Annotated in this window: 28 protein-coding genes; 3 read left to right on the top strand and 25 right to left on the bottom strand. The window is 45.7% G+C overall.

All coding sequences use genetic code 11. The features are described from left to right. Positions 1–4: 4 nt before the first annotated feature. The 19 genes from spoVAE to AS030_RS09215 form a co-directional block, all read right to left on the bottom strand. Positions 5–355 carry a stage V sporulation protein AE gene (gene spoVAE, locus AS030_RS09125; RefSeq protein WP_061970794.1) on the bottom strand — a complete coding sequence of 117 codons (351 nt, stop codon included), beginning with the start codon at positions 353–355 and terminating at the stop codon, positions 5–7. Next, positions 355–1,374 (bottom strand): stage V sporulation protein AD, encoded by a 1,020-nt coding sequence (spoVAD, locus tag AS030_RS09130; protein WP_061970796.1) that lies wholly within the window; start codon positions 1,372–1,374, stop codon positions 355–357. The genes spoVAE and spoVAD overlap by 1 nt, the downstream gene beginning before the upstream one ends. A gap of 13 nt (positions 1,375–1,387) precedes the next feature. Continuing rightward, entirely contained in the window at positions 1,388–1,843 is a 456-nt protein-coding gene (spoVAC, locus tag AS030_RS09135) for a stage V sporulation protein AC (RefSeq protein WP_061970798.1), read from the bottom strand. A 20-nt stretch (positions 1,844–1,863) separates the two neighbouring features. Further along, a complete protein-coding gene (locus tag AS030_RS09140) occupies positions 1,864–2,286 on the bottom strand; it encodes a stage V sporulation protein AB (RefSeq protein ID WP_061970800.1) in 423 nt (140 codons plus the stop codon). Then, entirely contained in the window at positions 2,276–2,899 is a 624-nt protein-coding gene (locus AS030_RS09145) for a stage V sporulation protein AA (RefSeq protein ID WP_061970802.1), read from the bottom strand. Before AS030_RS09145 ends, AS030_RS09140 begins: the two co-directional genes overlap by 11 nt. A gap of 144 nt (positions 2,900–3,043) precedes the next feature. Continuing rightward, a complete protein-coding gene (gene sigF, locus AS030_RS09150; RefSeq protein WP_061970804.1) occupies positions 3,044–3,802 on the bottom strand; it encodes an RNA polymerase sporulation sigma factor SigF in 759 nt (252 codons plus the stop codon). Positions 3,803–3,814: 12 nt separating this feature from the next. Continuing rightward, positions 3,815–4,255, bottom strand: a complete 441-nt coding sequence (spoIIAB, locus tag AS030_RS09155; protein WP_061970806.1) for an anti-sigma F factor — start codon at positions 4,253–4,255, stop codon at positions 3,815–3,817. 2 nt (positions 4,256–4,257) lie between these two features. Then, positions 4,258–4,608 (bottom strand): anti-sigma F factor antagonist, encoded by a 351-nt coding sequence (gene spoIIAA / locus AS030_RS09160; RefSeq protein ID WP_061970808.1) that lies wholly within the window; start codon positions 4,606–4,608, stop codon positions 4,258–4,260. 110 nt (positions 4,609–4,718) lie between these two features. After that, the gene (locus AS030_RS09165) at positions 4,719–5,882 is read right to left on the bottom strand and encodes a D-alanyl-D-alanine carboxypeptidase family protein (RefSeq protein WP_061970810.1); all 1,164 of its coding nucleotides are present in this window, start codon (positions 5,880–5,882) and stop codon (positions 4,719–4,721) included. Between the two features lie 139 nt (positions 5,883–6,021). After that, entirely contained in the window at positions 6,022–7,323 is a 1,302-nt protein-coding gene (locus AS030_RS09170) for a pyrimidine-nucleoside phosphorylase (RefSeq protein ID WP_061970812.1), read from the bottom strand. Positions 7,324–7,403: 80 nt separating this feature from the next. Further along, positions 7,404–8,234 carry a purine-nucleoside phosphorylase gene (locus AS030_RS09175; protein ID WP_061970814.1) on the bottom strand — a complete coding sequence of 277 codons (831 nt, stop codon included), beginning with the start codon at positions 8,232–8,234 and terminating at the stop codon, positions 7,404–7,406. A gap of 14 nt (positions 8,235–8,248) precedes the next feature. Continuing rightward, positions 8,249–9,067: a purine-nucleoside phosphorylase gene (locus AS030_RS09180; RefSeq protein ID WP_061970816.1), complete on the bottom strand. Its 819-nt coding sequence runs from the start codon at positions 9,065–9,067 to the stop codon at positions 8,249–8,251. Between the two features lie 11 nt (positions 9,068–9,078). After that, the gene (deoB, locus tag AS030_RS09185; RefSeq protein WP_061970819.1) at positions 9,079–10,263 is read right to left on the bottom strand and encodes a phosphopentomutase; all 1,185 of its coding nucleotides are present in this window, start codon (positions 10,261–10,263) and stop codon (positions 9,079–9,081) included. 115 nt (positions 10,264–10,378) lie between these two features. After that, positions 10,379–11,269 carry a site-specific tyrosine recombinase XerD gene (xerD, locus tag AS030_RS09190; RefSeq protein WP_061970821.1) on the bottom strand — a complete coding sequence of 297 codons (891 nt, stop codon included), beginning with the start codon at positions 11,267–11,269 and terminating at the stop codon, positions 10,379–10,381. 11 nt (positions 11,270–11,280) lie between these two features. Then, positions 11,281–11,520, bottom strand: coding sequence for a YqzK family protein (locus AS030_RS09195; protein ID WP_061970823.1), 240 nt, complete (start codon positions 11,518–11,520; stop codon positions 11,281–11,283). 142 nt (positions 11,521–11,662) lie between these two features. After that, on the bottom strand, positions 11,663–12,127 hold the full coding sequence (gene fur / locus AS030_RS09200; RefSeq protein ID WP_061970825.1) for a ferric iron uptake transcriptional regulator: 465 nt from the start codon (positions 12,125–12,127) through the stop codon (positions 11,663–11,665). Positions 12,128–12,245: 118 nt separating this feature from the next. Beyond that, on the bottom strand, positions 12,246–12,884 hold the full coding sequence (spoIIM, locus tag AS030_RS09205) for a stage II sporulation protein M (RefSeq protein ID WP_061970827.1): 639 nt from the start codon (positions 12,882–12,884) through the stop codon (positions 12,246–12,248). Positions 12,885–12,954: 70 nt separating this feature from the next. After that, positions 12,955–14,142, bottom strand: a complete 1,188-nt coding sequence (locus tag AS030_RS09210) for an endonuclease Q family protein (RefSeq protein ID WP_061970829.1) — start codon at positions 14,140–14,142, stop codon at positions 12,955–12,957. After that, positions 14,135–14,689 carry an NUDIX hydrolase gene (locus tag AS030_RS09215; protein ID WP_061970831.1) on the bottom strand — a complete coding sequence of 185 codons (555 nt, stop codon included), beginning with the start codon at positions 14,687–14,689 and terminating at the stop codon, positions 14,135–14,137. Before AS030_RS09215 ends, AS030_RS09210 begins: the two co-directional genes overlap by 8 nt. 90 nt (positions 14,690–14,779) lie before the next feature. Here AS030_RS09215 and mciZ point away from each other — a divergent pair, with 90 nt between their 5' ends. Beyond that, complete coding sequence (gene mciZ, locus AS030_RS22985; RefSeq protein WP_074440495.1) at positions 14,780–14,917, top strand: Z-ring formation inhibitor MciZ; 138 nt, start codon at positions 14,780–14,782, stop codon at positions 14,915–14,917. 82 nt (positions 14,918–14,999) lie between these two features. Beyond that, a complete protein-coding gene (locus AS030_RS09220; RefSeq protein ID WP_061970833.1) occupies positions 15,000–15,917 on the top strand; it encodes an aldo/keto reductase in 918 nt (305 codons plus the stop codon). 194 nt (positions 15,918–16,111) lie between these two features. Here AS030_RS09220 and AS030_RS09225 read toward each other — a convergent pair whose 3' ends face one another. Genes AS030_RS09225 through AS030_RS09240 form a run of 4 tightly spaced genes read right to left on the bottom strand, consistent with a single transcriptional unit; the run spans position 16,112 to position 19,895 of the window. Beyond that, on the bottom strand, positions 16,112–17,296 hold the full coding sequence (locus AS030_RS09225) for a thiolase family protein (protein WP_061970835.1): 1,185 nt from the start codon (positions 17,294–17,296) through the stop codon (positions 16,112–16,114). A gap of 24 nt (positions 17,297–17,320) precedes the next feature. Beyond that, entirely contained in the window at positions 17,321–17,971 is a 651-nt protein-coding gene (locus AS030_RS09230; protein WP_061970837.1) for a CoA transferase subunit B, read from the bottom strand. Between the two features lie 22 nt (positions 17,972–17,993). Next, on the bottom strand, positions 17,994–18,683 hold the full coding sequence (locus tag AS030_RS09235; protein ID WP_061970839.1) for a CoA transferase subunit A: 690 nt from the start codon (positions 18,681–18,683) through the stop codon (positions 17,994–17,996). A 15-nt stretch (positions 18,684–18,698) separates the two neighbouring features. Next, the gene (locus tag AS030_RS09240) at positions 18,699–19,895 is read right to left on the bottom strand and encodes an acetyl-CoA C-acetyltransferase (RefSeq protein ID WP_061970841.1); all 1,197 of its coding nucleotides are present in this window, start codon (positions 19,893–19,895) and stop codon (positions 18,699–18,701) included. A 138-nt stretch (positions 19,896–20,033) separates the two neighbouring features. On the opposite strand from AS030_RS09240, the gene AS030_RS09245 reads away from it, so the two are divergent. After that, the gene (locus AS030_RS09245) at positions 20,034–20,948 is read left to right on the top strand and encodes a hydroxymethylglutaryl-CoA lyase (RefSeq protein ID WP_061970843.1); all 915 of its coding nucleotides are present in this window, start codon (positions 20,034–20,036) and stop codon (positions 20,946–20,948) included. Here the strand turns inward: AS030_RS09245 and AS030_RS09250 are convergent. Then, complete coding sequence (locus AS030_RS09250; RefSeq protein WP_061970845.1) at positions 20,945–21,280, bottom strand: iron-sulfur cluster biosynthesis family protein; 336 nt, start codon at positions 21,278–21,280, stop codon at positions 20,945–20,947. The two genes, AS030_RS09245 and AS030_RS09250, sit on opposite strands and share 4 nt — an antisense overlap. Then, positions 21,277–21,837, bottom strand: coding sequence for a PadR family transcriptional regulator (locus AS030_RS09255; protein ID WP_061970847.1), 561 nt, complete (start codon positions 21,835–21,837; stop codon positions 21,277–21,279). Before AS030_RS09255 ends, AS030_RS09250 begins: the two co-directional genes overlap by 4 nt. Between the last annotated feature and the right edge of the window lie 78 nt (positions 21,838–21,915).

Here is a 21,915-nt window from a genome sequence, read left to right on the forward strand (position 1 = left end):
AGATTCACCCCTTCGGCTTAAATATCAAGGCCACAAGAAAACCGAACAAAATCGCGGATGAAATCCCTGCTGAAGTGAGCTCGAATATTCCCATGGCAATTCCGATAAAACCATGATCCTCCGCTGAAGCCATCGCTCCATGAAGGAGGTTATGTCCGAAGCTTGTAATGGGGACAGTTGCCCCGGCTCCGGCAAACTTGATCAAATTATCATAAATGCCAAATGCATCAAGCAATGCACCAAGAACAACAAAGGAGGTTGTTACGTGGGCAGGGGTCAGTTTAAAAATGTCGATCAGCAGCTGGCCCACCACACAAATAGCACCACCCACAAGGAATGCCCATAAATAATCCATCAGTTGCTTCCCCCCTTGGTTCCTTCAAGAGCCACCGCATGAGCAATGGTAGGGATGGATTCTTTTTGCTGGATCATCGTCGGGTTTAAGAGGGCTCCGGTTGCCACTACAAGAATCCGCTTCAGGCTGCCGGAATTCAGTTCTTTTATCAAATGGCCATACGTGACCACCGCTGAGCATCCGCAGCCGCTTCCCCCTGCAAATACTTCCTGGTCCGGTCGGTATACCATCAATCCGCAGTCTCTGTGATTACCCGAGACATCAATTCCTTTTTCCTTCAAGAGCATCTTTACAATGGGGGCTCCCACCCCTGACAGGTCACCCGTCACAATCAGATCATACTCTTCGGGGGCCATGCCGGTCTCTTTCAAATGCGCCATAATTGTGTCTGCTGCCGCTGGAGCCATGGCCGAGCCCATATCAAATGGATCTTTTATGCCAAGATCATGAACCTTTCCGATCGTGGCAGATGTGATTCTGACCGATGAGGGTTCACTGCTGATCAGTGCAGCCCCGGCCCCTGTGACCGTAAATGTGGCGGTATCCGGTTTCTGACCGCCGTATTCCGTCGGATAACGGAATTGCCGCTCAGCCGTTGCATTATGAGAGCTGACAGCCGCCACAACCCTTTGGGCAAACCCGCCATCTACCAATGCCGCACCCACGGCCAGGGATTCCATTGATGTGGAGCAGGCGCCAAAAACGCCCAGAAATGGAATCTCATTGCCGCGCGCCACATAGTTTGCCGTAACTACCTGATTCAAAAGATCACCGGCGAGAAAAAAGTTAATGTCGTCATTCGTCAGTTTGGCCTTGTTAAGGCAACTTGCGATGGAGTCTTCCATCAAACGCCGTTCCGCAAGTTCCCAGTTTTTTTCATTACAGTGCAAATCATTGTATCTTACATCAAATAAAGAACCGAGCGGCCCTTCACTTTCCATCGGGCCAACTGCTGTCCCTGTGGAATTCAGGAAAACCTTATCTCCAAATTTCCACGTCTGTCTTCCTTGCAGCTTCATGTTCCTCACTCCTTTACATTAGCGTTTTGAACGCATATCGTATCATTCCGAAAATATAAGCAGACACAGCTCCGAAGACGATAACAGCACCTGCCAATTTAAATAAGTTGGTTGCGATCCCAAGCACAATGCCTTCACTTTTATGCTCCAGTGCAGCACTAGTTATGGCATTGGCAAAACCGGTGACGGGTACGGCTGATCCCGCTCCTCCAAACTGTCCGATCTTGTCATATACCCCAATGCCCGTCAACAGGGCAGCAATTAAAATCAGTGTGGCCGCGGTCGGATTACCGGCAGTTTCTTCATTAAAATTAAAATAGGTCATGTAAAATTTCATAAGTGCCTCGCCAATGACACAAATCAGCCCGCCGACCAAATACGCCTTCAGGCAATTGATAAAGTATGGGGGTTTAGGCTGAAGAGGTTTGATTTTCTTTGCATATTCTTGTTGTTGTTCTTTATTTGACATTACCTGTTACTCCTTCTTTTTTATTGGTTAACGTAAACCATCCAGTGGAACAAAGAGCCCAGCACTTTTCCTAAAACAATCGCCATGAGGATGACCAGCAGCCTTTCGCCCATTCCAATCCGTTTCGCAAGAATCGGCATGACATTCAAGACCTCAGTCAGCGCTGCTGCCAGCATACCGACAAAGACTCCGCAGAAGGCACCTATCGGCACGAGCAGCAACGGGGAAAGGTGAAAGGATATATCCTTTAAATTTACCCATCCGCCAAGGACAGCACCGAGGATGACACTCCATTCGTACGCCCTGATATAACAAAAGGTTTTACTGAGCTGCATCAGGCGGGGAATAATGCCAAGCACCGTAAGAAAAGCCACAAACCCCGATCCTACCGCAATTCCCCCGCCAAAACCGATAAAGGCCAAAAACACGCTCTTAATCACCATGAATTTTTTTCTCGGTTTCCTTATTTTCATGAATGACGACGTACTGATCCAAATCCTGCTGGTATTTAAACATCTCTACTTCAAGCGGGCTAGGTTCTTCATTCAGTCTCTTCTTAAAGACATGGTTAAAAAAAAGAACCATTCCAATCCCAAGTCCCAAGGAATAGGGGATTTGCAAAATCAACGGCTGGTTATCATAAGTGCCCGTCACCATGTAATAAATTTTTTGGTGGACCACCTGCATACTTACATCCTCATGAAAGTTCATGATGGCCAGTGCGGACCCAATAAATAATAGCAGCCAGACCAGCACAAAATAGACAGGCGCAAGCTTCTTTTTTTGGTACTGGATCTCCAGAATCGATTGAGCGGGACCTACTGTTTGGATTTCAATGCCCGGACATACGTGCTGAATATGCTGAACAGCTTTCATCACATCAAGGACGATTAAATGCTTATCGGCTGGCTTTACCTGGTAAATGACCAGCATTTGCAGCTTTTTTTGCAGGGCCGGAGGAGCCACTATCTGGGCAACCGTTCCAAGTGTCACGGGCTGCTCAAGCACAACCTGAACCTTTTGTCTCATCCTTATGTAAACAGCAGATTCTTTCATGGCTGCACCTCCTGATATTCAACATTCTTGTTTAGTATGGATTTGATAAAGTTATATCATTCTTCTTCCAAGAATTATCCATCAATTACCATAGCAAAAACCTGCATTCACATTTAAGCTTCCACACAAAAAAGCCAGATGGATTCATTCATCCATCTGGCTTTTCATCTGAGCTAAAATTTTCTTTTCAAGCCGGGATACCTGCACCTGCGAGATTCCCAGCCGCTCAGCGACTTCCGATTGTGTCTGGTCCTTATAATAGCGAAGGTAAACAATAAGGCGTTCTCGTTCATCCAACGATTCAATGGCTTCCTGCAAGGTAATTTTGTCAAACCACTTATTTTCGGTGCTGTCTGCAATCTGATCAAGCAGAGTAATCGGGTCTCCGTCATTTTCATATACGGTTTCATGGATGGAAGTCGGTGCCCGTACGGCCTCCTGTGCCAGCACAACATCTTCCACACTGATCTCCAGCTTCTTAGCGACTTCGTTGACCGTCGGGGTTCGACCAAGTACTTTGGACAATTCATCCTTCGCTTTTCTGACTTTGTTTCCCATTTCTTTCAACGACCGGCTGACCTTTACTGTTCCATCATCCCGAATGAATCGCTGGATTTCTCCTATGATCATCGGAACGGCATACGTGGAAAAACGAACATCATAGCTTAAATCGAATTTATCGACCGACTTTAAAAGCCCAATGCTTCCGATTTGGAAGAGGTCATCCGGTTCATAACCGCGGTTGATAAACCGCTGCACGACCGACCAGACCAAACGCATATTTTTTTCTATGATCAAGTCCCGGGCCGACTGATCGCCTTCCTGGCTTCGTTTAATCAAAAGCTTGATTTCCTCATCCTTAAAGTACGATTCGTTTTTACCGCCTTTAACCTCGACATCCATAAGGCATACCCCTTAATTGATAACCGCTTTATTTTTTGCCAAAAATTTTGTCAAGTGGATCGTGGTGCCATAGGAGGGTTCGGAAATCACTTCAACCTCATCCATAAAATTCTCCATAATCGTAAAGCCCATCCCGGACCTTTCGAGCTCCGGCTTTGAGGTGAAGAGAGGCTGCCTTGCTTCATTCAAATCAGATATGCCAACGCCTTTGTCCCGGATGGTCAGCTTTACAGTATCCTCATCAAGCAAGACTTCAATGTAAACAATGCCATCGGACGAGTTTTCATAGCCATGGATAATAGAGTTGGTCACAGCCTCTGAAACCACCGTTTTAATTTCGGTCAATTCATCCACGGTAGGGTCCAGCTGTGCAATAAAGGCTGCAACCGTAACCCGCGCAAATGATTCATTCTGGCTTAGTGCTGAAAACTGAATTTTCATTTCGTTTTTCATGATTAAGCCACCCCCAGGGTTTGTAGGGCATATTCTTCATTTTCTTCCAGTCTGATAATCTTAAACAGACCGGACATGTCGAATAACCTTTTTACTGCAGGAGAAATGGCGCACACCACCATTTCGCCGTTATTGCTCTTGATTTGTTTATACCTCCCAAGGATTACGCCGAGGCCCGAGCTGTCCATGAAGTCCAGCCCTTCAAGGTTCAGCATGATATGTTCAATTTTCTTATTCTTTAAAATATCATCTACCTTTGACCTCAATTCATCAGCCGTGTGATGGTCAAGTTCCCCATCCAGGCGAATACATAATACTGTATGCTTGATCTCCAGCCCGATGTTAAGACTCAAACGTCTCTCCTCCTTCTTCTTGATACGCAACTGTTTCGATAATAAAAGGACGAATTCCTCCACTATTACAAAACTAGTGCGGATTCGTCCCATTTAGTCAAAACATGAGGTTATGACGATTTCGCCATATGTCCAAGCGTACGTTTAAACAAACTCCACCAAGACGCGTTCTTTACATTCTCTGAAGCAAGAAGCGGACTTTTTGTTACGGTCTTTCCGCCTTTCATAATGCTCAGCGTTCCAACTTGCTGCCCTTTTTTAATCGGCATTTTCAAATCGGGATTCACCTGAATGAGCGGTTTCACGTTGTTTTCTTTTTCTCCTCGTTTAGAAAGCAGGGAAATGCTTTCGGATGTCACAACGGCCAGCTGCTGCTTGTTTCCTTTTTGAATCTTTACCTGCTTTACAATCTGATGGCGGTCATATAATTTTTTGGTTGCATATTGAGAAAAGGCATAATCAAACATTTGCGTGACTTGTTGATTGCGCTGTTTTGGGTTGGGTGCACCCATCACCACAGCAATTACCCGCATATCATGTTTTTTGGCAGTAGCAGTAAGACAATACTTGGCTTCTTGTGTAAAGCCGGTTTTCAGGCCATCTGTACCTGGATAAAACTTCACAAGACGGTTGGTATTCACCAGCCAAAATTTATTCGGCGTATTTTGACGGAGATATTCCTCATACAGGCCGGTATATTTAGTGATTTCTTCGTGCTTTAACAGTTCTTTCCCCATAATGGCCATATCATTAGCGGAAGAGTAATGTCCCGCAGCAGGAAGCCCGGTAGGATTTTTAAAAAATGTGTCCTTTAATCCCAGCTGTTTCGCTTTCTTGTTCATCATATCCACAAAGGATGCTTCAGAGCCTCCGATTTTTTCTGCCATCGCCATAGAAGCATCATTTGCGCTTCCAATCGCAATTCCCTTCATCATGTCGTGAACGCTCATTTCTTCACCGGGTTCTAGGAAAATTTGAGATCCTCCCATAGAAGCAGCATATTCACTGACTCTTACAGGATCGGTCAGTTTGATCTTTCCTGTATCAAGGGCTTCCATGATCAGAATCATGGTCATAATTTTGGTCATACTCGCCGGCGGCAATTTTTTATGGCTTTTTTTATCAAAAAGAACAGTTCCCGTATCACGCTCAATCAAAATAGCTGAGGATGCATTTGGAGCAAGACTTTGTGTTTTTTCAGAAGCAAATGTCCGGCCTCCGCCCGTAGTCAGCAGAAGCGCGAGCGCAACAGCAGCCACTATGTATCGTTTCATTCCATTTCCCTCCAATCATGATACCCCTATTTTTTCCATTAATTTTTGGTTTATACAGGAATATCAGCGGGAGAGAAAAAAAGGGAGCTTCTCGCTAAAGAAGCTCCCTTTACGTCATGCTTTTATTCAATTATTTCTTTTATTTAATAATATCGTGAATTAGTTTAGGTGCTTCCACGGATTGATTTGTAAATGTGTAAGCGTTCTTCAATGTTTTCTCTGCTTCACCAATATCCTCAAAATTAGCATGGAATACAGCAAGTGTTTCTCCTTTGGCAACTATATCCCCTACTTTTTTCTTCAAGGTAATACCAACTGCATAATCAATGTTGTCTTCTTTCGTCTTTCTTCCTGCGCCTAATAGCATCGCAGCAATTCCAACCGATTCAGCATCAATGGTTTGAACATTGCCTTCTTCATCTGACTTGATTTCCATGTGATATTTAGCTTGAGGCAATGTTTCAGGATTTGTAATTTGATTACCGTTTCCACCTTGGGATTCAACAAATTCTCTCATCTTTTCTACAGCTTTGCCACTTTCCAATATCTTCTGCAACTCACGTTTTGCTTCATCAAAGTCAGAATAAGCCCCGCCTAATACAGCCATATTACCTGCGAGTGTCAAGCAAACCTCTGTTAAATCCTTATCACCTTTACCACTTAAAACGGCAATTGCCTCTTGAACTTCATTTGCATTCCCAATTTCATGTCCTAAAGGCTGGTCCATATCTGTAATAATGGCAACTGTTTGACGGCCTAGTTCGTTACCGATTCCAACCATCGCACTTGCCAAAGCTTTGGCATCTTCCAACGTCTTCATGAACGCACCGGAACCAAACTTAACATCCAATACAATAGCGTTGGATCCTGAAGCAATCTTCTTGGACATGATGGATGATGCAATCAACGGAATAGAGTCCACGGTGCCTGTAACGTCTCTTAACGCATAAAGTTTTTTATCCGCAGGAGTTAAGTTGCCACTTTGGCCAACAACCGCAATCTTGTGTCTATTAACATTCTCAATAAATTGCTGAGTCGTTAATTCTACCTGAAAGCCTTCGATGGATTCTAATTTGTCAACAGTACCTCCAGTATGACCTAAGCCCCGCCCGCTCATTTTCGCCACAGGAACGCCTACTGAAGCAACAAGAGGAGCAATAATCAGGCTTGTCTTATCGCCCACTCCTCCAGTAGAGTGTTTATCGACTTTAATACCTTCAATTTTGGAGAGATCAATCTCGTCTCCAGACTTAACCATAGCGTTAGTTAAGTGAGCCGTTTCTTCTTTTGTCATGCCTTTAAAGTACACGGCCATTAGGAAAGCGGATACCTGGTAATCAGGAATGTCACCGTTTGTATAGCCTTTGATGAAGGTATCAATTTCTTCTTTTGTTAATTCTTTTCCGTGTCGTTTCTTTAAGATAATATCGACAGCCCTCATTTATGTCCACCTCATTGAGCTTTCTATTTCTTTATTTTGTTCAAGTAACCAGAAGCGGTCTACTTCTGAAAATCTGTCCATTACAGAGTTACATTTTTTACGATTTCTTTTACCAGGTTGATGAATTTTGGCTTTGTGCGGTTCGCCACTGCCACTACTTGTTCGTGAGTAAGCGGCTCAAGCTCGTCCGCGATCGCCATGTCTGTGATACAGGAAATTCCGATCACTTTCAGGCTCATATGGCTTGCCACGATAACTTCCGGCACAGTTGACATCCCGATTGCATCTCCGCCTACTGTACGAAGCATGCGAAGCTCTGCTTTCGTCATATAGGTTGGCCCGGTAATACCTGCGTATACACCCTCTTGAACATTAATTCCCAGAGAAGCTGCTGTTTCTTTTGTAAATTGAACAAGTTCTGGTGTATAAGCTGTGCTCATATCAGGAAAACGCGGCCCGAGTTCTGCATCGTTCGGTCCGATCAGCGGATTGGCACCCGTCATATTCAGGTGATCGTTAATAATCATAAGGTCTCCCGCTGAAAATCCCGGGTTCATTCCACCGCATGCGTTAGTCACAACCAGCAGCTTAACTCCCAGACCTTTCATGACACGCACGGGAAACGTTACATCCTGCATGCTGTAACCTTCGTAATAATGAAAACGGCCCTGCATGGCTAAAACGGTCTTTCCGTTCAATGTGCCAATGACCAGTTTACCTGCATGTCCTTCTACCGTTGAGACGGGGAAATGTGGGATCTCACTGTAATCGATTTGAACGGCATTTTCAATTTCATCAGCCAGTTCACCAAGGCCTGAGCCAAGGATTAAACCAATTTCAGGTTGAATTCCTTCTATTTTGGATTGAATCAGCGTTGCTGCTTCATTCATATTTGATAAAAGTGTAGCCATCTTTTCTTCCTCCCTTAAATGGTTTTAACAATGCCTTTGACCAGGCCAAGAAAATTCGATTTTACCCGTTCAGTGGTTTCCATCACTTCATCATGGGTTAGCGGCTGATCCAGAATCCCTGCAGCCATATTTGAGATGCACGACAATCCCAGCACCTTCATACCGGAATGACGCGCCACAATGACTTCGGGAACAGTGGACATGCCAACTGCATCTCCGCCAAGAATACGGAGCATGCGGATCTCAGCCGGCGTTTCATAACTTGGGCCAGAGTTCGCCACATAGACTCCTTCTTTGAGGGAAATACCGATCGAGGATGCAGCCTGGCGGGCTGTCTCCTGCAGCTCTGGCGTGTATGCATCCGACATATCCGGGAAACGTACGCCGAACGAGCTGTCGTTTGGCCCGATGAGCGGATTGTCACCCAAGTTGTTGATATGGTCGGTAAGCAACATAAGGTCCCCTGCCTGAAACGACGTGTTAATTCCGCCTGCAGCATTCGTTACGATAACACTGCTTACGCCTAGTTCCTTCATCACGCGCACCGGAAAAGTAACCTTCTCCAAAGAATATCCTTCATAATAATGAAAGCGTCCCTGCATCGCGATCACTTGCTTGCCCTCAAGTTCCCCGATGACAAGCTGTCCGGCATGACCCTCAACCGTTGAGACCGGAAATTCAGGAATATCACTGTACGGAAGAACCACAGCGTTTTGAATTTCATCGGCAAGAATTCCAAGACCAGAGCCCAAAATCAAACCGATTTCAGGTTGGGAAGAAAGTTTGTTTTGTATAAAATTTGCAGCCGTTTGAATCGGTTTCAATTCTCCCATTTCATTTCCCCCTAGTTTAATTGATCTAAAAAGCTTTCGCCGTGCTCCGGCAGCTTCACATGATAATTATCGGCTACTGTAGCTCCGATGTCAGCAAAAGTTTTGCTCACTTTCAGCGGTTTTCCTGATTCGATGCCCTTGTAATAAACAAGAAGAGGCACGTATTCGCGTGTATGGTCAGTACCATGGTGAACCGGATCGTTTCCATGGTCAGCAGTGATGATTAAAACGTCATCGTCATTTAGCTTTTCAAACACTTCCGGTAGCCGGGCATCAAACTCCTGAAGGGCTTCTCCATAACCTTTTGGATCGCGTCGGTGTCCAAATAACGCATCGAAATCAACCAGATTTAAGAAGTTAAGCCCTGTAAACGACTGGTCCATGGACTTTACAAGCTGATCCATGCCATCCATATTGGATTTCGTACGGATCGCCTGAGTCACTCCCTCACCATCATAGATATCAGAAATTTTCCCCAGCGCAATCACATCATAGCCACCGTCCTTCAGCTCGTTCATCACAGTTCTACCAAACGGTTTAAGCGCATAATCATGGCGGTTTGAAGTCCGCTGGAAATCTCCAGGTTTACCGACGAATGGGCGGGCAATTATCCGGCCGATCATGTATTTGTCGTTCATCGTCATTTTTCTGGCCATTTCACAGATGTTGTACAACTCTTCAAGCGGAACAACGTCTTCATGGGCAGCAATCTGAAGAACAGAGTCAGCGGATGTATAAACAATAAGCGCACCGGTGTTCACATGTTCCTCGCCAAGCTCTTTCATAATTTCCGTTCCTGATGCCGGCTTGTTTCCGATGATTTTGCGGCCAGATTTCTCCTCAAGCTGCTGAATCAGGTCGTCCGGAAATCCTTCCGGGAACGTCTGAAAGGGCTGGTCAATAAAGAGACCCATGATTTCCCAGTGGCCGGTCATCGTGTCTTTTCCGTTCGACGCTTCCTGAAGCTTTGCATAATGGGCTTTCGGCGCTTTTGCCGCTTGAACTCCCTGGATTTCACGAATGTTGCCAAGACCCAGTGCTTCCATGTTCGGCATTTGAAGTCCATTCATTTCCCGTGCGATATGGCCAAGCGTATCTGAACCTTTATCGTCAAATTTTTCGGCATCAGGTGCTTCCCCGATCCCGACGGAATCCATCACAATTAAAAATGTGCGTTTGAACCGTTTATATTCCATTCCTAATGACCTCCAGTACAAAATAATTCATCTTTAGATACTATATCCTACCATCACTGACAGCAAACTAAGATTGAATGATGTCAGAAGTCAGACCTCTCAATTTAAAAAAGGCTTACGCCCTTGGATGATAGGCAGCATAAATATCTTTCAATCTCGTTTTTGACACATGGGTATAAATCTGTGTGGTTGAAATATCCGCATGGCCCAACATTTCCTGAACCGCCCTTAAATCTGCTCCATTCTCCAACAAGTGAGTGGCGAATGAATGCCTCAAAGTATGAGGTGTCAGTTCTTTTTCAATATTTGCTTTTTGCGCAAGGTGTTTCAGGATTTTCCAGAATCCCTGCCGTGACAAACGGTTGCCATGATGGTTCAAGAACAGAGCATTGCCGCTTTTCCCTTTTTGGAGAGCCGGTCTGCCGGACTCCAAATACACCTGAATGGCACTTGCCGCCATCTTGCCGAGAGGAATGATCCGTTCTTTGTTTCCCTTTCCGAGGCAGCGCAAAAATCCCATGGACAGATGAACATCGGACTGATCCAGGCTCACCAGTTCTGTCACCCTGATTCCAGTAGCATACAGAAGTTCAAGCATAGCCTTGTCCCTCATACCAAAAGGATGGTATGAATCCGGAACATCTAAAAGCGCTTCCACTTCCTTCATCGAGAGGACCTTGGGCAGCTTGCGTTCGGTTTTTGGTGTTTCGATATGTACTGACGGATCGGCGTCGCTGATCTTTTCCCGAAGCAGGTACTGATGGAACGACCGGATCGATGCAATGTTTCTGGCTATGGTGGTCGCCGCTTTCCCATTTTCCTTCAAATGGAGCAGATAGCCTACAATGTTGGCACGCTGAATCTTGCCGATCGCATCGATACGTTCGACCTTTTCCATATACAGCGCATACTGTTCAAGATCGCGGCGGTAAGAATCAACGGTATTTTTCGAGAGACCACGTTCGACGATCAAGTAATGTATAAAATCCTGGACATGATCTTTCATATCTGCACTCCTTATTCACTGGATTCGTAAAAAAACAGCAGTCGGATGAGCCAATTGCTCTCGTCCACACTTTCAGCGGCAGAATCGTTTTGGAATACCTTCACTGCTTTTCCTTTTGGCACGTCGTATCTATGATAATTCTGATATTCCTGATTGATCCAAAGCAAGCCAAAATAGAATAATAATGTGCAGGCCGTAAATGAAAAAAATATTTTGAATGCACTCCAGCATAATTTTAGCCAAGATCCCATGTCTTTAAGCCTCCCCGTACACTTATTAGTACAGGTTATGCCAAAGAATTAAAGGATTATACACATTTTCTATTTTCACTGTAACTTTACGTTAACTTATTCCTTTGAATTTGTAAATAAATAAAAAAATGATGAGCATCATTCATTCGGATGTCTCATCATTTTTTTCCTTTACGTGACAGCGGTGGCAGATCCCGTGAAAGGTCAGGCGATGGTCTTTAATTTTAAAATTCCATCCTTCTTCCACTACTTTTTCTACATCTTCCAGAAGATCCTCCTGAATTTCATCAACGGCTCCGCATTCGAGGCAGACGAGGTGATGATGAAAGTGAGCGGCTCCTTCTGTTCGGAGATCATAGCGGGAAACCCCATCTCCAAAATTTATTTTATCGACCACTTTCAATTCGGTTAATAATTCCAATGTACGGTATACGGTTGCGAGACCTATCTCCGGCGCTTTTTCCTTCACGAGCAAATATACGTCTTCTGCACTTAAATGATCTTCCTCATTCTCCAGGAGGACTCTAACGGTTGCTTCTCGCTGGGGAGTAAGCTTGTAGCTCTGGGAATGCAGCTGTTTTTTGATACGGTCAATACGGCTTTCCATACCTGATCCTCCCTTATGTTTCACATCCATATTATAAGTCATGAGAAGAAAAGGTGTCAATTTAAAATGATTATAATATACAGTTTAAAATAATTATTATCTGATAATTTATAGGGGTTTATTTTTTGGTCAAACTCATCACGCCTTCCATTAAATGGGGAGAGAGATACGCTTCAAACAAAGACGCAAGCCCCAGAAACAACCCCACAGCAAGAATAAGCGCCGAGTACTTGAAGAACTTTGGAAAAAAAGGATCGCTCGATTTTTTTAGAAACTGCTGCCTGATCATTTTGATTGAAAATAGAATGGAAGCGGCAGCGGCAATAATGATGCCGGGAACCAAAATAATGTTTTGTGGCAGCACCGATACAAAAGCAAGCAGAAACCCATGCCATCCCATTTGGTTCACCAGGAATCCGACCGTAAACCCAATCACCACACCTTTAATAAACAGCATGATCAAAATGACCGGCAGACCGATGACGGACAGGCCTAGAATCCACATGAGCATAATGTATTTAATATAGTGGCTGTAGCTTTGCGAAAACATATCCTGTGAATTGGCAAAACTTCCATTGGAGACTTCACCAAAGAACCGCGACAGGTAATTCAGCAGATCTTGTTTTTGCCCAAGGGTCAGACTGTTTACAATTACAGCGCCAAAAATGACTCCCATCAGCAGCAGGACGGAAACAAATACATAAAGCGAATAGTGTTCCTGCAAATGGAACCAAACAAATCTTTTAATTGAAGCCATCTCTTTTTCCTCCCTTACTCTCTTAATTCATTCTATGAATCAAAAAGGGAGGTATGTCTATTTTTATATACTAGATTTGCTGTTGGGCAACCTTTCCGTATGTTCCTCCCCCTCCGGCCTTTAGAGACAGTTTCCCCTCTCTTGCCAGAAGGATATGGCGGACGACAGCTTGCGGAGCTACGGTTCTTAAATCCTTTTCTTCAATATCATGAAGCACCGCCATGTCCGTCCCAAAATGATCCCTAAGTTTCTGCAGCGTTTTCGGGCCCAGAGCCGGAATAAATTCCAGCGGCACTTGATGGATATAAGGCGGTCTTTCTCCCCTGTCAGTCGGAGTCACCGGTTTGGCTGACAGTTCGTTGATTCTGTTTCGTACACCACGGATGACTGCGGTGCTCTTGCACTCGGCACATTTCATTCCTTTTTCTTCATAAATAAATGCAGAGCATTTGGCACAGGTGGTTTCGTAATATTTTCCAAGCCTCGGATCGAGCCCGTAATTGGCTGTTATCCTTCGTCCTTCTTTATTTATCAGCGCCAGTTTAAACTCTGCAAATGTCGGTTTTTCCATTTGTATCGTCTGGTATTCCCGCCCGATTTTCTCCAGTGAATGGGCATCCGAATTCGAGAGGAACGGAAATTGCCGAAGCTCCTCGATCCCGTCCGCCATATTCGTATCCGAGCTTAAACCAAGCTCGATTGCATCGATGAGTTCAGGCAGGAATATTTCAGAAAGCGAGCTCTTTACACCTTTTCCGTACACACTTTTATGAGGCGTAAACACATGGGCAGGGATGAACAGGCCACCCAGCTCTTTGGTGACACGCTGCAGGTTGTGTGCCGATTCATAGATTCGCTGGGAGCTCAATGTCACGTTTTTCATTCTTCCGCGCAAATACAGGCTGAAATGCTTCATCTTTTCCACGGTAGGAAAAAATGAAAGAACATGTACGGGTCCCTTGCAGTTTTCATCGTAAATTTCGATTTCGGACCCGGGAAGAAGACAAACATTCTGATACCACAATCCGCCTTCCGGATGTTCTATCATTTCGCCCGCCGCCAGCATTTCTTCCATCTCATCAATGACTTCCGGCACATGGCAATCTATGATTCCCAGAAGATTGATGCCCTTAACCGAGGACGCCATCTCGAGAATATTGGATAAAGTCAGCGTTCTTGCTCCAGTAATTTTCACCGGTTTCCCTGAACGGGATCTGCCGATATGTACGTGAAGATCGGCATAATAGGTGTTAAGCATGATTCTCCATCTTCCTTTTTAGTTGTTCATATTGCACCGCATAGGCTGTTTTTGCATCATGAATCTGCTGGTCGTTTACAAGCTCAAGCGCTTCTTCAAGCGTTACTTCCATCACATCCAGAAATTCATCTTCATCCGGCTGCTGTTCTCTGCATTCTTTCAGAGAGTCTGTATAAAACAAATGAATCAATTCATCAGCAAATCCCGGTGACGTGTAAAACGAGGTGAGGTATTCCAAGTTTTCACACTCATATCCGGTTTCTTCAAGCAGCTCACGCTCTGCACACTTTTTCGGATCCTCATCTTTTTCAAGCTTTCCTGCGGGAATTTCCACAATAATTTTATCCAGCGCTTTGCGGAACTGCCGGACAAAGAGAAGTTTATTTTCCGGGGTGATGGCAATAATAGCTACTGCACCCGGATGTCTGATGATTTCGCGCTTGCTTTTATTTCCGTTTGGGAGCTCTACTTCCTGAATTTCCAAATCTATAATTTTCCCTTCATAGACGGATTCAGTAGAAAGGGTCTTTTCATTTAAATGTTCCATACTGATCTCACTCCTGGTTCTAAATCTTGTTTGGCTACATAAGTCTACCATAAGGAAAAGCGTAACACACATTTAAAAGGAGCTGTTCAAGTGAAGATCTATATTAAGCCCAAAAGCGTGACCCTGGTGGGAAAAGCGTGGCAAATTCGGTACATGCTCAAGCGTTATATGAAAGAACATACCACAGTGCAAGAGTGGATCTCTTCCGCCCCGGGGCCAAAACAGTGACCCTGCAGGCTGGAAGTTTTTTTTTTGCCCGTTTTCATGCTACCCTTTTTTTAAACCTATCAAATAAAGGAGCTGGTACGTAATGAAGCGCAACCAACTTGGATCGTCAGAGCTGCGAGTCAGTGAAATTGGACTGGGCTGCATGTCCCTTGTGCCGGAAAATGAGGCGGAAGGAAAAGAAATTTTAAAGCGTGCGTATGAAGAAGGCATTACTTACTTTGACACAGCCGATCTCTATCAATTCGGTTGGAATGAGAAATTCGTAGGAAAAAGCATTCGTCCCTTCAGAGATAAAGTCGTTCTGGCCACGAAGGTTGGAAATCGCTGGACAGCAGATAAAAAAAGCTGGGACTGGGATCCTTCGAAAACATACATAAAACAAGCCATAAAGGACAGCCTGCACCGATTGGGAACCGATTATATCGATCTATACCAGCTTCACGGAGGAACGATTGAAGACAACATGGATGAAACGATTTCAGCGTTCAACGAATTAAAACAGGAGGGCTTGGTTCGTGAATATGGCATTTCGTCCATCCGGCCAAACGTGATTTCATATTACGCTGAGCATTCAGAGATTGTCAGCGTCATGATGCAGTACAGCATCCTTGACCGGCGACCGGAAGAAGAAATGCTTGACTTCCTTCATAACAAAAAGATCAGCGTGATTGCCCGTGGGCCTGTTGCCAAAGGCTGGCTTTCCGAGCGGGCGTTGAATCGCAGCGAAAGTGATCAGTATCTTGAATATGAAGGAAAAGAAATCCATGAACTTGTGAAAGGGCTGCAGGACAAATTGGCCAGTGAACGGACATTGAGCCAGACGGCCATCCGTTATTGCCTGCATCATCCTGCGGTCGCAGCCGTTATTCCAGGAGCAAGCTCCGTTGATCAGCTGCTGTCGAATGTAGGAGCTGCTCACACACCTGAACTTTCGGCAGATGAAGTTGCCGTGATCCAGTCCCTTTCAAAAGCTTCTGTCTACAATCAGCACCGGCGTTAAGATAAGCTTTGTTGCTCTGGAGTGGTTGATTTCCGTTCCAGGTTGCTCGCTTTTACCGGCGTAAACGCCTCCTTAGTCTCACCTGTCACGCACCTTGCACTTCAATCAACGTTTCTTCCGAAGCCACAACTTCCAGAAAGAACTAAGTTAAAAAAGCTGCCATCGCCTGAAAATGGCGTTTGGCAGCTTTTTGGTTATGAAGTTGCATTTTCGATAATCATGGCAATCCCCTGGCCGCCACCGATGCAAAGGCTGGCCAATCCATAGCGCAAGCCTCTGTTTCGGAGTTCGTACGCAAGGGTAAGGAGCAAACGGGATCCGCTGGCACCGACCGGATGGCCGAGCGCGATGGCACCCCCGTTCACGTTCGTCTTTTCACGATCCAGACTCAATTCTTTTTCAACCGCCAGGTATTGGGAGGCAAACGCTTCGTTAATTTCTACAAGATCCATGTCTTCAATGGAAAGGGTCGCTTTAGCAAGGGCTTTTTGGGAAGCTGGAACCGGCCCGATTCCCATGATATTAGGATCAACGCCGCTGATTCCCCAGGATACGATCCGTGCCAGCGGTTTGACTTGCTTGCTTTTAACGGAGTCCTCACCTGCGAGCACCAAAGATACCGCACCATCATTAATTCCGCTTGCATTTCCCGCCGTTACGGTTCCGTCTTTTTTGAAGGACGGGCGCAGGGCGGAAAGCTGCTGAAGGGTGGATTCAGGCTTTACCAGTTCATCCACCGTGAAGGTAAGGCTCTTTTTTTCCTCAATGACAACTGGTATTGTTTCCTGTGTGAATCTTCCTTCACGATTCGCTTTAGCCGCTCTTTGATGGCTAAGAAGGGCGTATTCATCTTGTTCTTCCCGTTTGATACTGTACTTCTCTGCAAGATTTTCTGCGGTAATTCCCATTCCGCAGCCGATATACTGATCGGTCAGCGTATGAAGAAGCATATCCTCGAACTCAAGGTTCCCAAACTTTTGGCCTTGAAACCGCTGATTAAAGGTAGAATGCGGACTTTTGGACATGTTTTCAACCCCGCCACATAATGCCAGATCCGCATCACCTGTTTGAATGGCAAGTGCACTGCTTATGACCGCCTGAAGCCCAGAACCACATAAACGGTTTACCAGCATGGCCGGAACGGTCTCGGGAACCCCTGCTTTTAAAGCGACATGCCTCGCCGTATAGGCAGCGTCTATGCTGGAATGAATGACATTTCCGTATACTACATCCCCGATTTGCGCCGGGTCGATATTCGCCCTCTTCATCGCTTCCAGCGCAGTCAGGGTGCCCATTTGGATCGGCGAAACATTTTTCAATGATTTCCCAAAGCTTCCAAACGGCGTTCGCGCCCCTTCTACCACATATACTTCCGTCATGTTTCCTCCCCCGCTCTCTTTGCCTTAATAAACGCCCAGCGTTACTTCATCGGTGATCAAATCCGGCTCGGTGCAGTTTTTAATATCCTCAATACTGTACCCATTAGCTACTTCAATCAGCTTCAGTCCCTGATCCGTTACATCAATAACCGCTCGGTCCGTAATGATCCGGTCCACTACTCCCTTTCCTGTCAGCGGCAGACTGCAATTTTTCAGGATTTTGCTCTGTCCGCTCTTGTTGACATGCTCCATAATGACAATGATTTTTTGCGCGCCATGAACAAGATCCATGGCACCGCCCATTCCTTTGATCATTTTCCCCGGAATCATCCAGTTGGCCAAATCACCGGTTTCTGATACTTCCATACCACCCAGGATGGCGATATTCACATGTCCTCCCCGAATCATGGCAAATGATTCTGCGCTGTCAAAATAGGAGGCTCCCTTGATGGCAGTCACGGTCTCTTTTCCGGCATTGATCAAGTCGGGATCCACTTCCGTTTCTTTAGGATAAGGGCCAATTCCAAGCAGCCCGTTTTCCGACTGCAGCACCACACTCTTATTCTCGCTTATGTAGTTCGCGACCATAGTCGGCATACCGATGCCGAGATTTACATAAAAGCCATCCTCTATTTCTTTTTCTGCTCTTCTGGCAATTTTCTCTCTGCTATTCATAGCCCATCCCCACTTTCTCTCTTTATGATTGAACAGTCATTCGCTCAATGCGCTTTTCCTGAGGCGCAACAATCATTCTCTGAACATAGATTCCAGGCGTGTGGATGCAGTCTGGATCCAGCTCACCAATCTCGTGCAATTCTTCGACCTCTGCAATGGTCACCTTGCCCGCTGCAGCCATCATTGGATTAAAGTTTCGCGCTGTTTTATTAAAAACGAGGTTGCCTGCTTTGTCGCCATGTGCTGCCCGAACGAGGCTGAAGTCCGCCGTCATCCCATGTTCCAGCACGTATTCCTTCCCATCAAATGTACGCACTTCTTTGCCTTCAGCAATCGGCGTACCTACGCCGGCCGGGGTATAAAAAGCGGGAATGCCCGCACCGCCTGCCCGGATGCGCTCAGCCAATGTGCCCTGGGGGGTGAGTTCAACCTCCAGTTCACCGGAAAGCACCTGGCGCTCAAACTCTTTGTTTTCTCCCACATAGGAACCCACCATTTTCTTAATCTGTTTATTCCGCAAGAGAAGGCCGAGCCCCCAGTCATCGATACCGCAGTTGTTAGAGATGACCGTCAGATCTTTTGTACCTGTTTCCACAAGAGCCAAAATCAATTTCTCCGGAATTCCTACCAGGCCGAATCCACCGACCATCAGTGTCGCACCATCCGGAATATCCTTCACTGCATTCAATGCACTGCTTTCCACCATTTTCATAATATGCCGTCCCCCTTATTTCCAATTTTCATTTTCAACAATGGTGGCTACACCCTGTCCGCCCCCGATACAAAGCGTGGCAAGCCCCAAACGGTTATTTCTTTTTTTCATCTCGTGAAGCAAGGTGACAAGAATCCTTGCGCCGCTTGCCCCGATTGGATGTCCAAGGGCGATGGCTCCTCCGTTCACGTTTAATTTTTCTGTTGAAAATTGAAGTTCCCTGCCTACAGCCAGAGCTTGTGCGGCGAACGCTTCGTTCGCTTCAATCAAATCAATGTCTTTTAGGGTGACTCCGGATTTTTCAAGCACTTTTTTCGTGGCATCTACCGGCCCGATTCCCATGATGCTTGGATCCACTCCCGCGCTGGCATTTGCAACGATTTTGGCAAGCGGTATCAGACCGAGCTCCTCGGCTTTTTTCCGCGATACCACCACAAGAGCAGCCGCTCCATCATTGATTCCCGATGCGTTCCCGGCTGTTACTGTGCCATCCTTCTTAAACGCTGGTCTTAACTTGGCAAGCCCCTCAGCCGTGGTTCCCTTTTTCGGATATTCATCTTCTGAGAATTGAAGCGGCTCTCCTTTTCGCTGGGGGATTTCAACAGATACAATTTCGTCTTTGAACTTTCCTTCATTGATCGCTTTTTCGCATTTTTGCTGGCTATCTGCTGCGAACTCATCCATTTCCTCGCGGCTGAGTCCATACGCGTCACACAGGTTTTCCGCTGTCATCCCCATATGGTAATCGTTAAACGCACACCAGAGACCGTCATGGATCATGGAATCTGTCATTTTTCCATCTCCCATGCGCAGTCCTGTTCTTGCGTTATCCAAAAGGTACGGTGCTCTGCTCATGTTCTCCATCCCGCCGCAGACGACGATGTCCGCCTCTTCAAGCATGATCGCCTGGCTTGCCAGGTGCAGCGCCTTTAAACCCGATCCGCATACCTTGTTAATCGTCATTGCTGAAACAGAATTCGGGAGCCCTGCCTTAATCGCAGCCTGCCGCGCGGGGTTTTGCCCCAAACCGGCCTGAAGAACATTACCCATGATCACTTCGCTCACATCATCAGGAGAAACATTGGCGCGCTCCAATGCCTCTTTAATTACAATCGCCCCAAGTTCGGTGGCTGGTATATTTTTCAAAGCGCCCAAAAAGCTGCCAATCGGTGTTCTGACAGCGCTTACAATCACTGCTTCCTGTATGGCCATAAATTTCTTCTCACTCCCGTATTTTTTTCTGAATTTTCCCTTTTATCATATCATATTTCCTCTCCCTGTATTGCATCTTAACTGGCCAAAACGTAAAATAAAGAAGAATCAATGACAGATATATACATAGGAGGAAGCATGGAATTACCCCAAAGAGTCTCGATCATTGAGGTTGGACCGCGCGACGGGCTTCAAAATGAAAAACAGCTTGTTCCTGCCCAGGAAAAGATTAAATTCATTCAAAAACTGAAAGCCTCGGGAATTCAGGAAATGGAACTCACCTCTTTTGTTTCACCAAAATGGGTTCCGCAAATGAGTGATGCAGAACAGATCATCGAGCACTGCCTGGATGACAGCACGCGCAATCTTGTTCTCGTCCCCAATGAAAAAGGCGTTTCCCGCCTGCTTTCTTCCGGCTGCAAAAATGCCGCATTTTTTGTCGGTGTAAGCCACACCTTCAACCAAAAGAACATAAACAAAAGCACCAGAGACAGCATGGAAGAGCTTGCTCCGCTGATTAAAGATTTGAAACGAAACGGCTTCTTTGTCCGCGCTTGCCTTTCCACCGCTTTTTATTGTCCGTATGAAGGAAAAGTGGATGAACAGGAGGTTCTTGCTCTTTCTGAGGAATTTGCGGCGCTTGGCGTGGATGAATTAAGCGTGGCAGATACCATTGGCCTTGCCAATCCGCAGGAAGTGTTCGAACTGTTCAGCCTTCTTAAGCATCATCTTCCTTCCACACTTTTGATTGCTGCCCATTTCCACGATACAAGAGGAATGGCCCTCGCGAATATCTTCTCCGCACTCCAGGCCGGTATCGACCGTTTTGATACATCTGCCGGCGGACTTGGCGGATGCCCGTTTGCTCCGGGTGCAACTGGAAACGTCGCAACTGAGGATGCTGTTTTCATGCTTAATCGCATGGGGATCAGCACCGGAATTCAGCTGGAGCCCCTGCTGGAGGCTGTGGAATTTATAGCTCCCTTCGTTTCCCGCGGCCTTCAAAGCCGGCAATTTTTGCTATCCAAAACAGGAAAGAGCGCTTTAAGTTAAGCGCCCTTTCCTGTTTCTATTTTATTTTCAAACCGAAGATTCGGATTAAGCATCTGGTTTGGACTTTTTAGTTGAAATGTATTTTGTTCTTCTTTGTAATCAATCGTCATCTTTTCATCAAAAAATACCAGTTTGCTTTTTTCCATATATACGGGAAGAAAATTGGTATCCATCCTCACTGTCCCATCTGGCTGCTCATCGACCAGCCAGAGTGCAGACACACCACTTACCACGCAGCCGCAGCCATCCGTATCGTATTTCAAAAACAACTGTCCCCCCTGCACCTTGTGCTCTATTTTCTCTATTGCTTTTTCTGTCCATTCCAGAATCATTCTTCATCACTGCCCTTCTCTTTTGTACGCTTGATCACATGAATTGCCCAGTCGCACCAGTCAATCCAATGCTGCATATAACGTTTTCCAAATTCAGATGTTAAGTATTCTCCTAAATCTCCCTGGTTAAACTGCCCTTCTGGAAAATGACTGTCTCTCCATTTTTCCATTAAGCCATGGCCAAACATATGCTGTTCCTTTGCCCGCTCTAAAAAGGCGATTGCTTCATCGGGCGGGATTAACTGAAACAGCGATACCCGGAGCAGCAGATCGTTCTTTAAATTGGACGGGAGAATCTCCTTGCTCAGCAGCCACTGAAGCAGCGTATCATAGCCTTTATCTTCAAGCCGGTATATTTTTTTATCTGGATAATCCACCTGATGAACCACCTGCGAGGAGACCAGTCCTTCTTCCTCCATCTTAACAAGCTGACGGTAAATCTGCGTATGATGGGCACTCCAGAAATGAATCATGGTTTCTTTAAACTGCTGATTCAGTTCGTATCCGGTTGCTTCATTTTTGGTCAATAAGCCAAGAAGCGCATATTTCAACGCCATCTTTTCATTCCTTCTTTCCGTATCTGTATGTCATTTTAACACATTCTTCACAATTAACTATGGTTAATGCTTGATATA

Origin of the sequence: Fictibacillus enclensis, assembly GCF_001457035.1 — a bacterium.
Taxonomy (GTDB): Bacteria; Bacillota; Bacilli; order Bacillales; family Fictibacillaceae; genus Fictibacillus_C; species Fictibacillus_C enclensis.

Coding starts and splice junctions, on each gene's coding strand:
- AS030_RS09225 (WP_061970835.1), bottom strand. CDS start 17,296: ATGACGGAAGTATATGTGGTAGAAGGGGCGCGAACGCCGTTTGGAAGC.
- AS030_RS09215 (WP_061970831.1), bottom strand. CDS start 14,689: ATGGAACATTTAAATGAAAAGACCCTTTCTACTGAATCCGTCTATGAA.
- AS030_RS09235 (WP_061970839.1), bottom strand. CDS start 18,683: ATGAAAATGGTGGAAAGCAGTGCATTGAATGCAGTGAAGGATATTCCG.
- AS030_RS09140 (WP_061970800.1), bottom strand. CDS start 2,286: ATGGTGATTAAGAGCGTGTTTTTGGCCTTTATCGGTTTTGGCGGGGGA.
- deoB (WP_061970819.1), bottom strand. CDS start 10,263: ATGGAATATAAACGGTTCAAACGCACATTTTTAATTGTGATGGATTCC.
- sigF (WP_061970804.1), bottom strand. CDS start 3,802: ATGGATGTCGAGGTTAAAGGCGGTAAAAACGAATCGTACTTTAAGGAT.
- AS030_RS09180 (WP_061970816.1), bottom strand. CDS start 9,067: ATGGGAGAATTGAAACCGATTCAAACGGCTGCAAATTTTATACAAAAC.
- spoIIM (WP_061970827.1), bottom strand. CDS start 12,884: ATGGCTTCAATTAAAAGATTTGTTTGGTTCCATTTGCAGGAACACTAT.
- AS030_RS09175 (WP_061970814.1), bottom strand. CDS start 8,234: ATGGCTACACTTTTATCAAATATGAATGAAGCAGCAACGCTGATTCAA.
- AS030_RS09245 (WP_061970843.1), top strand. CDS start 20,034: ATGGAATTACCCCAAAGAGTCTCGATCATTGAGGTTGGACCGCGCGAC.
- AS030_RS09145 (WP_061970802.1), bottom strand. CDS start 2,899: ATGAAAGAATCTGCTGTTTACATAAGGATGAGACAAAAGGTTCAGGTT.
- AS030_RS09170 (WP_061970812.1), bottom strand. CDS start 7,323: ATGAGGGCTGTCGATATTATCTTAAAGAAACGACACGGAAAAGAATTA.
- xerD (WP_061970821.1), bottom strand. CDS start 11,269: ATGAAAGATCATGTCCAGGATTTTATACATTACTTGATCGTCGAACGT.
- AS030_RS09220 (WP_061970833.1), top strand. CDS start 15,000: ATGAAGCGCAACCAACTTGGATCGTCAGAGCTGCGAGTCAGTGAAATT.
- fur (WP_061970825.1), bottom strand. CDS start 12,127: ATGGAAAGCCGTATTGACCGTATCAAAAAACAGCTGCATTCCCAGAGC.
- AS030_RS09230 (WP_061970837.1), bottom strand. CDS start 17,971: ATGAATAGCAGAGAGAAAATTGCCAGAAGAGCAGAAAAAGAAATAGAG.
- AS030_RS09195 (WP_061970823.1), bottom strand. CDS start 11,520: ATGGGATCTTGGCTAAAATTATGCTGGAGTGCATTCAAAATATTTTTT.
- spoVAE (WP_061970794.1), bottom strand. CDS start 355: ATGGATTATTTATGGGCATTCCTTGTGGGTGGTGCTATTTGTGTGGTG.
- spoVAD (WP_061970796.1), bottom strand. CDS start 1,374: ATGAAGCTGCAAGGAAGACAGACGTGGAAATTTGGAGATAAGGTTTTC.
- spoIIAB (WP_061970806.1), bottom strand. CDS start 4,255: ATGAAAAACGAAATGAAAATTCAGTTTTCAGCACTAAGCCAGAATGAA.
- spoVAC (WP_061970798.1), bottom strand. CDS start 1,843: ATGTCAAATAAAGAACAACAACAAGAATATGCAAAGAAAATCAAACCT.
- AS030_RS09210 (WP_061970829.1), bottom strand. CDS start 14,142: ATGCTTAACACCTATTATGCCGATCTTCACGTACATATCGGCAGATCC.
- AS030_RS09165 (WP_061970810.1), bottom strand. CDS start 5,882: ATGAAACGATACATAGTGGCTGCTGTTGCGCTCGCGCTTCTGCTGACT.
- AS030_RS09240 (WP_061970841.1), bottom strand. CDS start 19,895: ATGGCCATACAGGAAGCAGTGATTGTAAGCGCTGTCAGAACACCGATT.
- AS030_RS09255 (WP_061970847.1), bottom strand. CDS start 21,837: ATGGCGTTGAAATATGCGCTTCTTGGCTTATTGACCAAAAATGAAGCA.
- AS030_RS09250 (WP_061970845.1), bottom strand. CDS start 21,280: ATGATTCTGGAATGGACAGAAAAAGCAATAGAGAAAATAGAGCACAAG.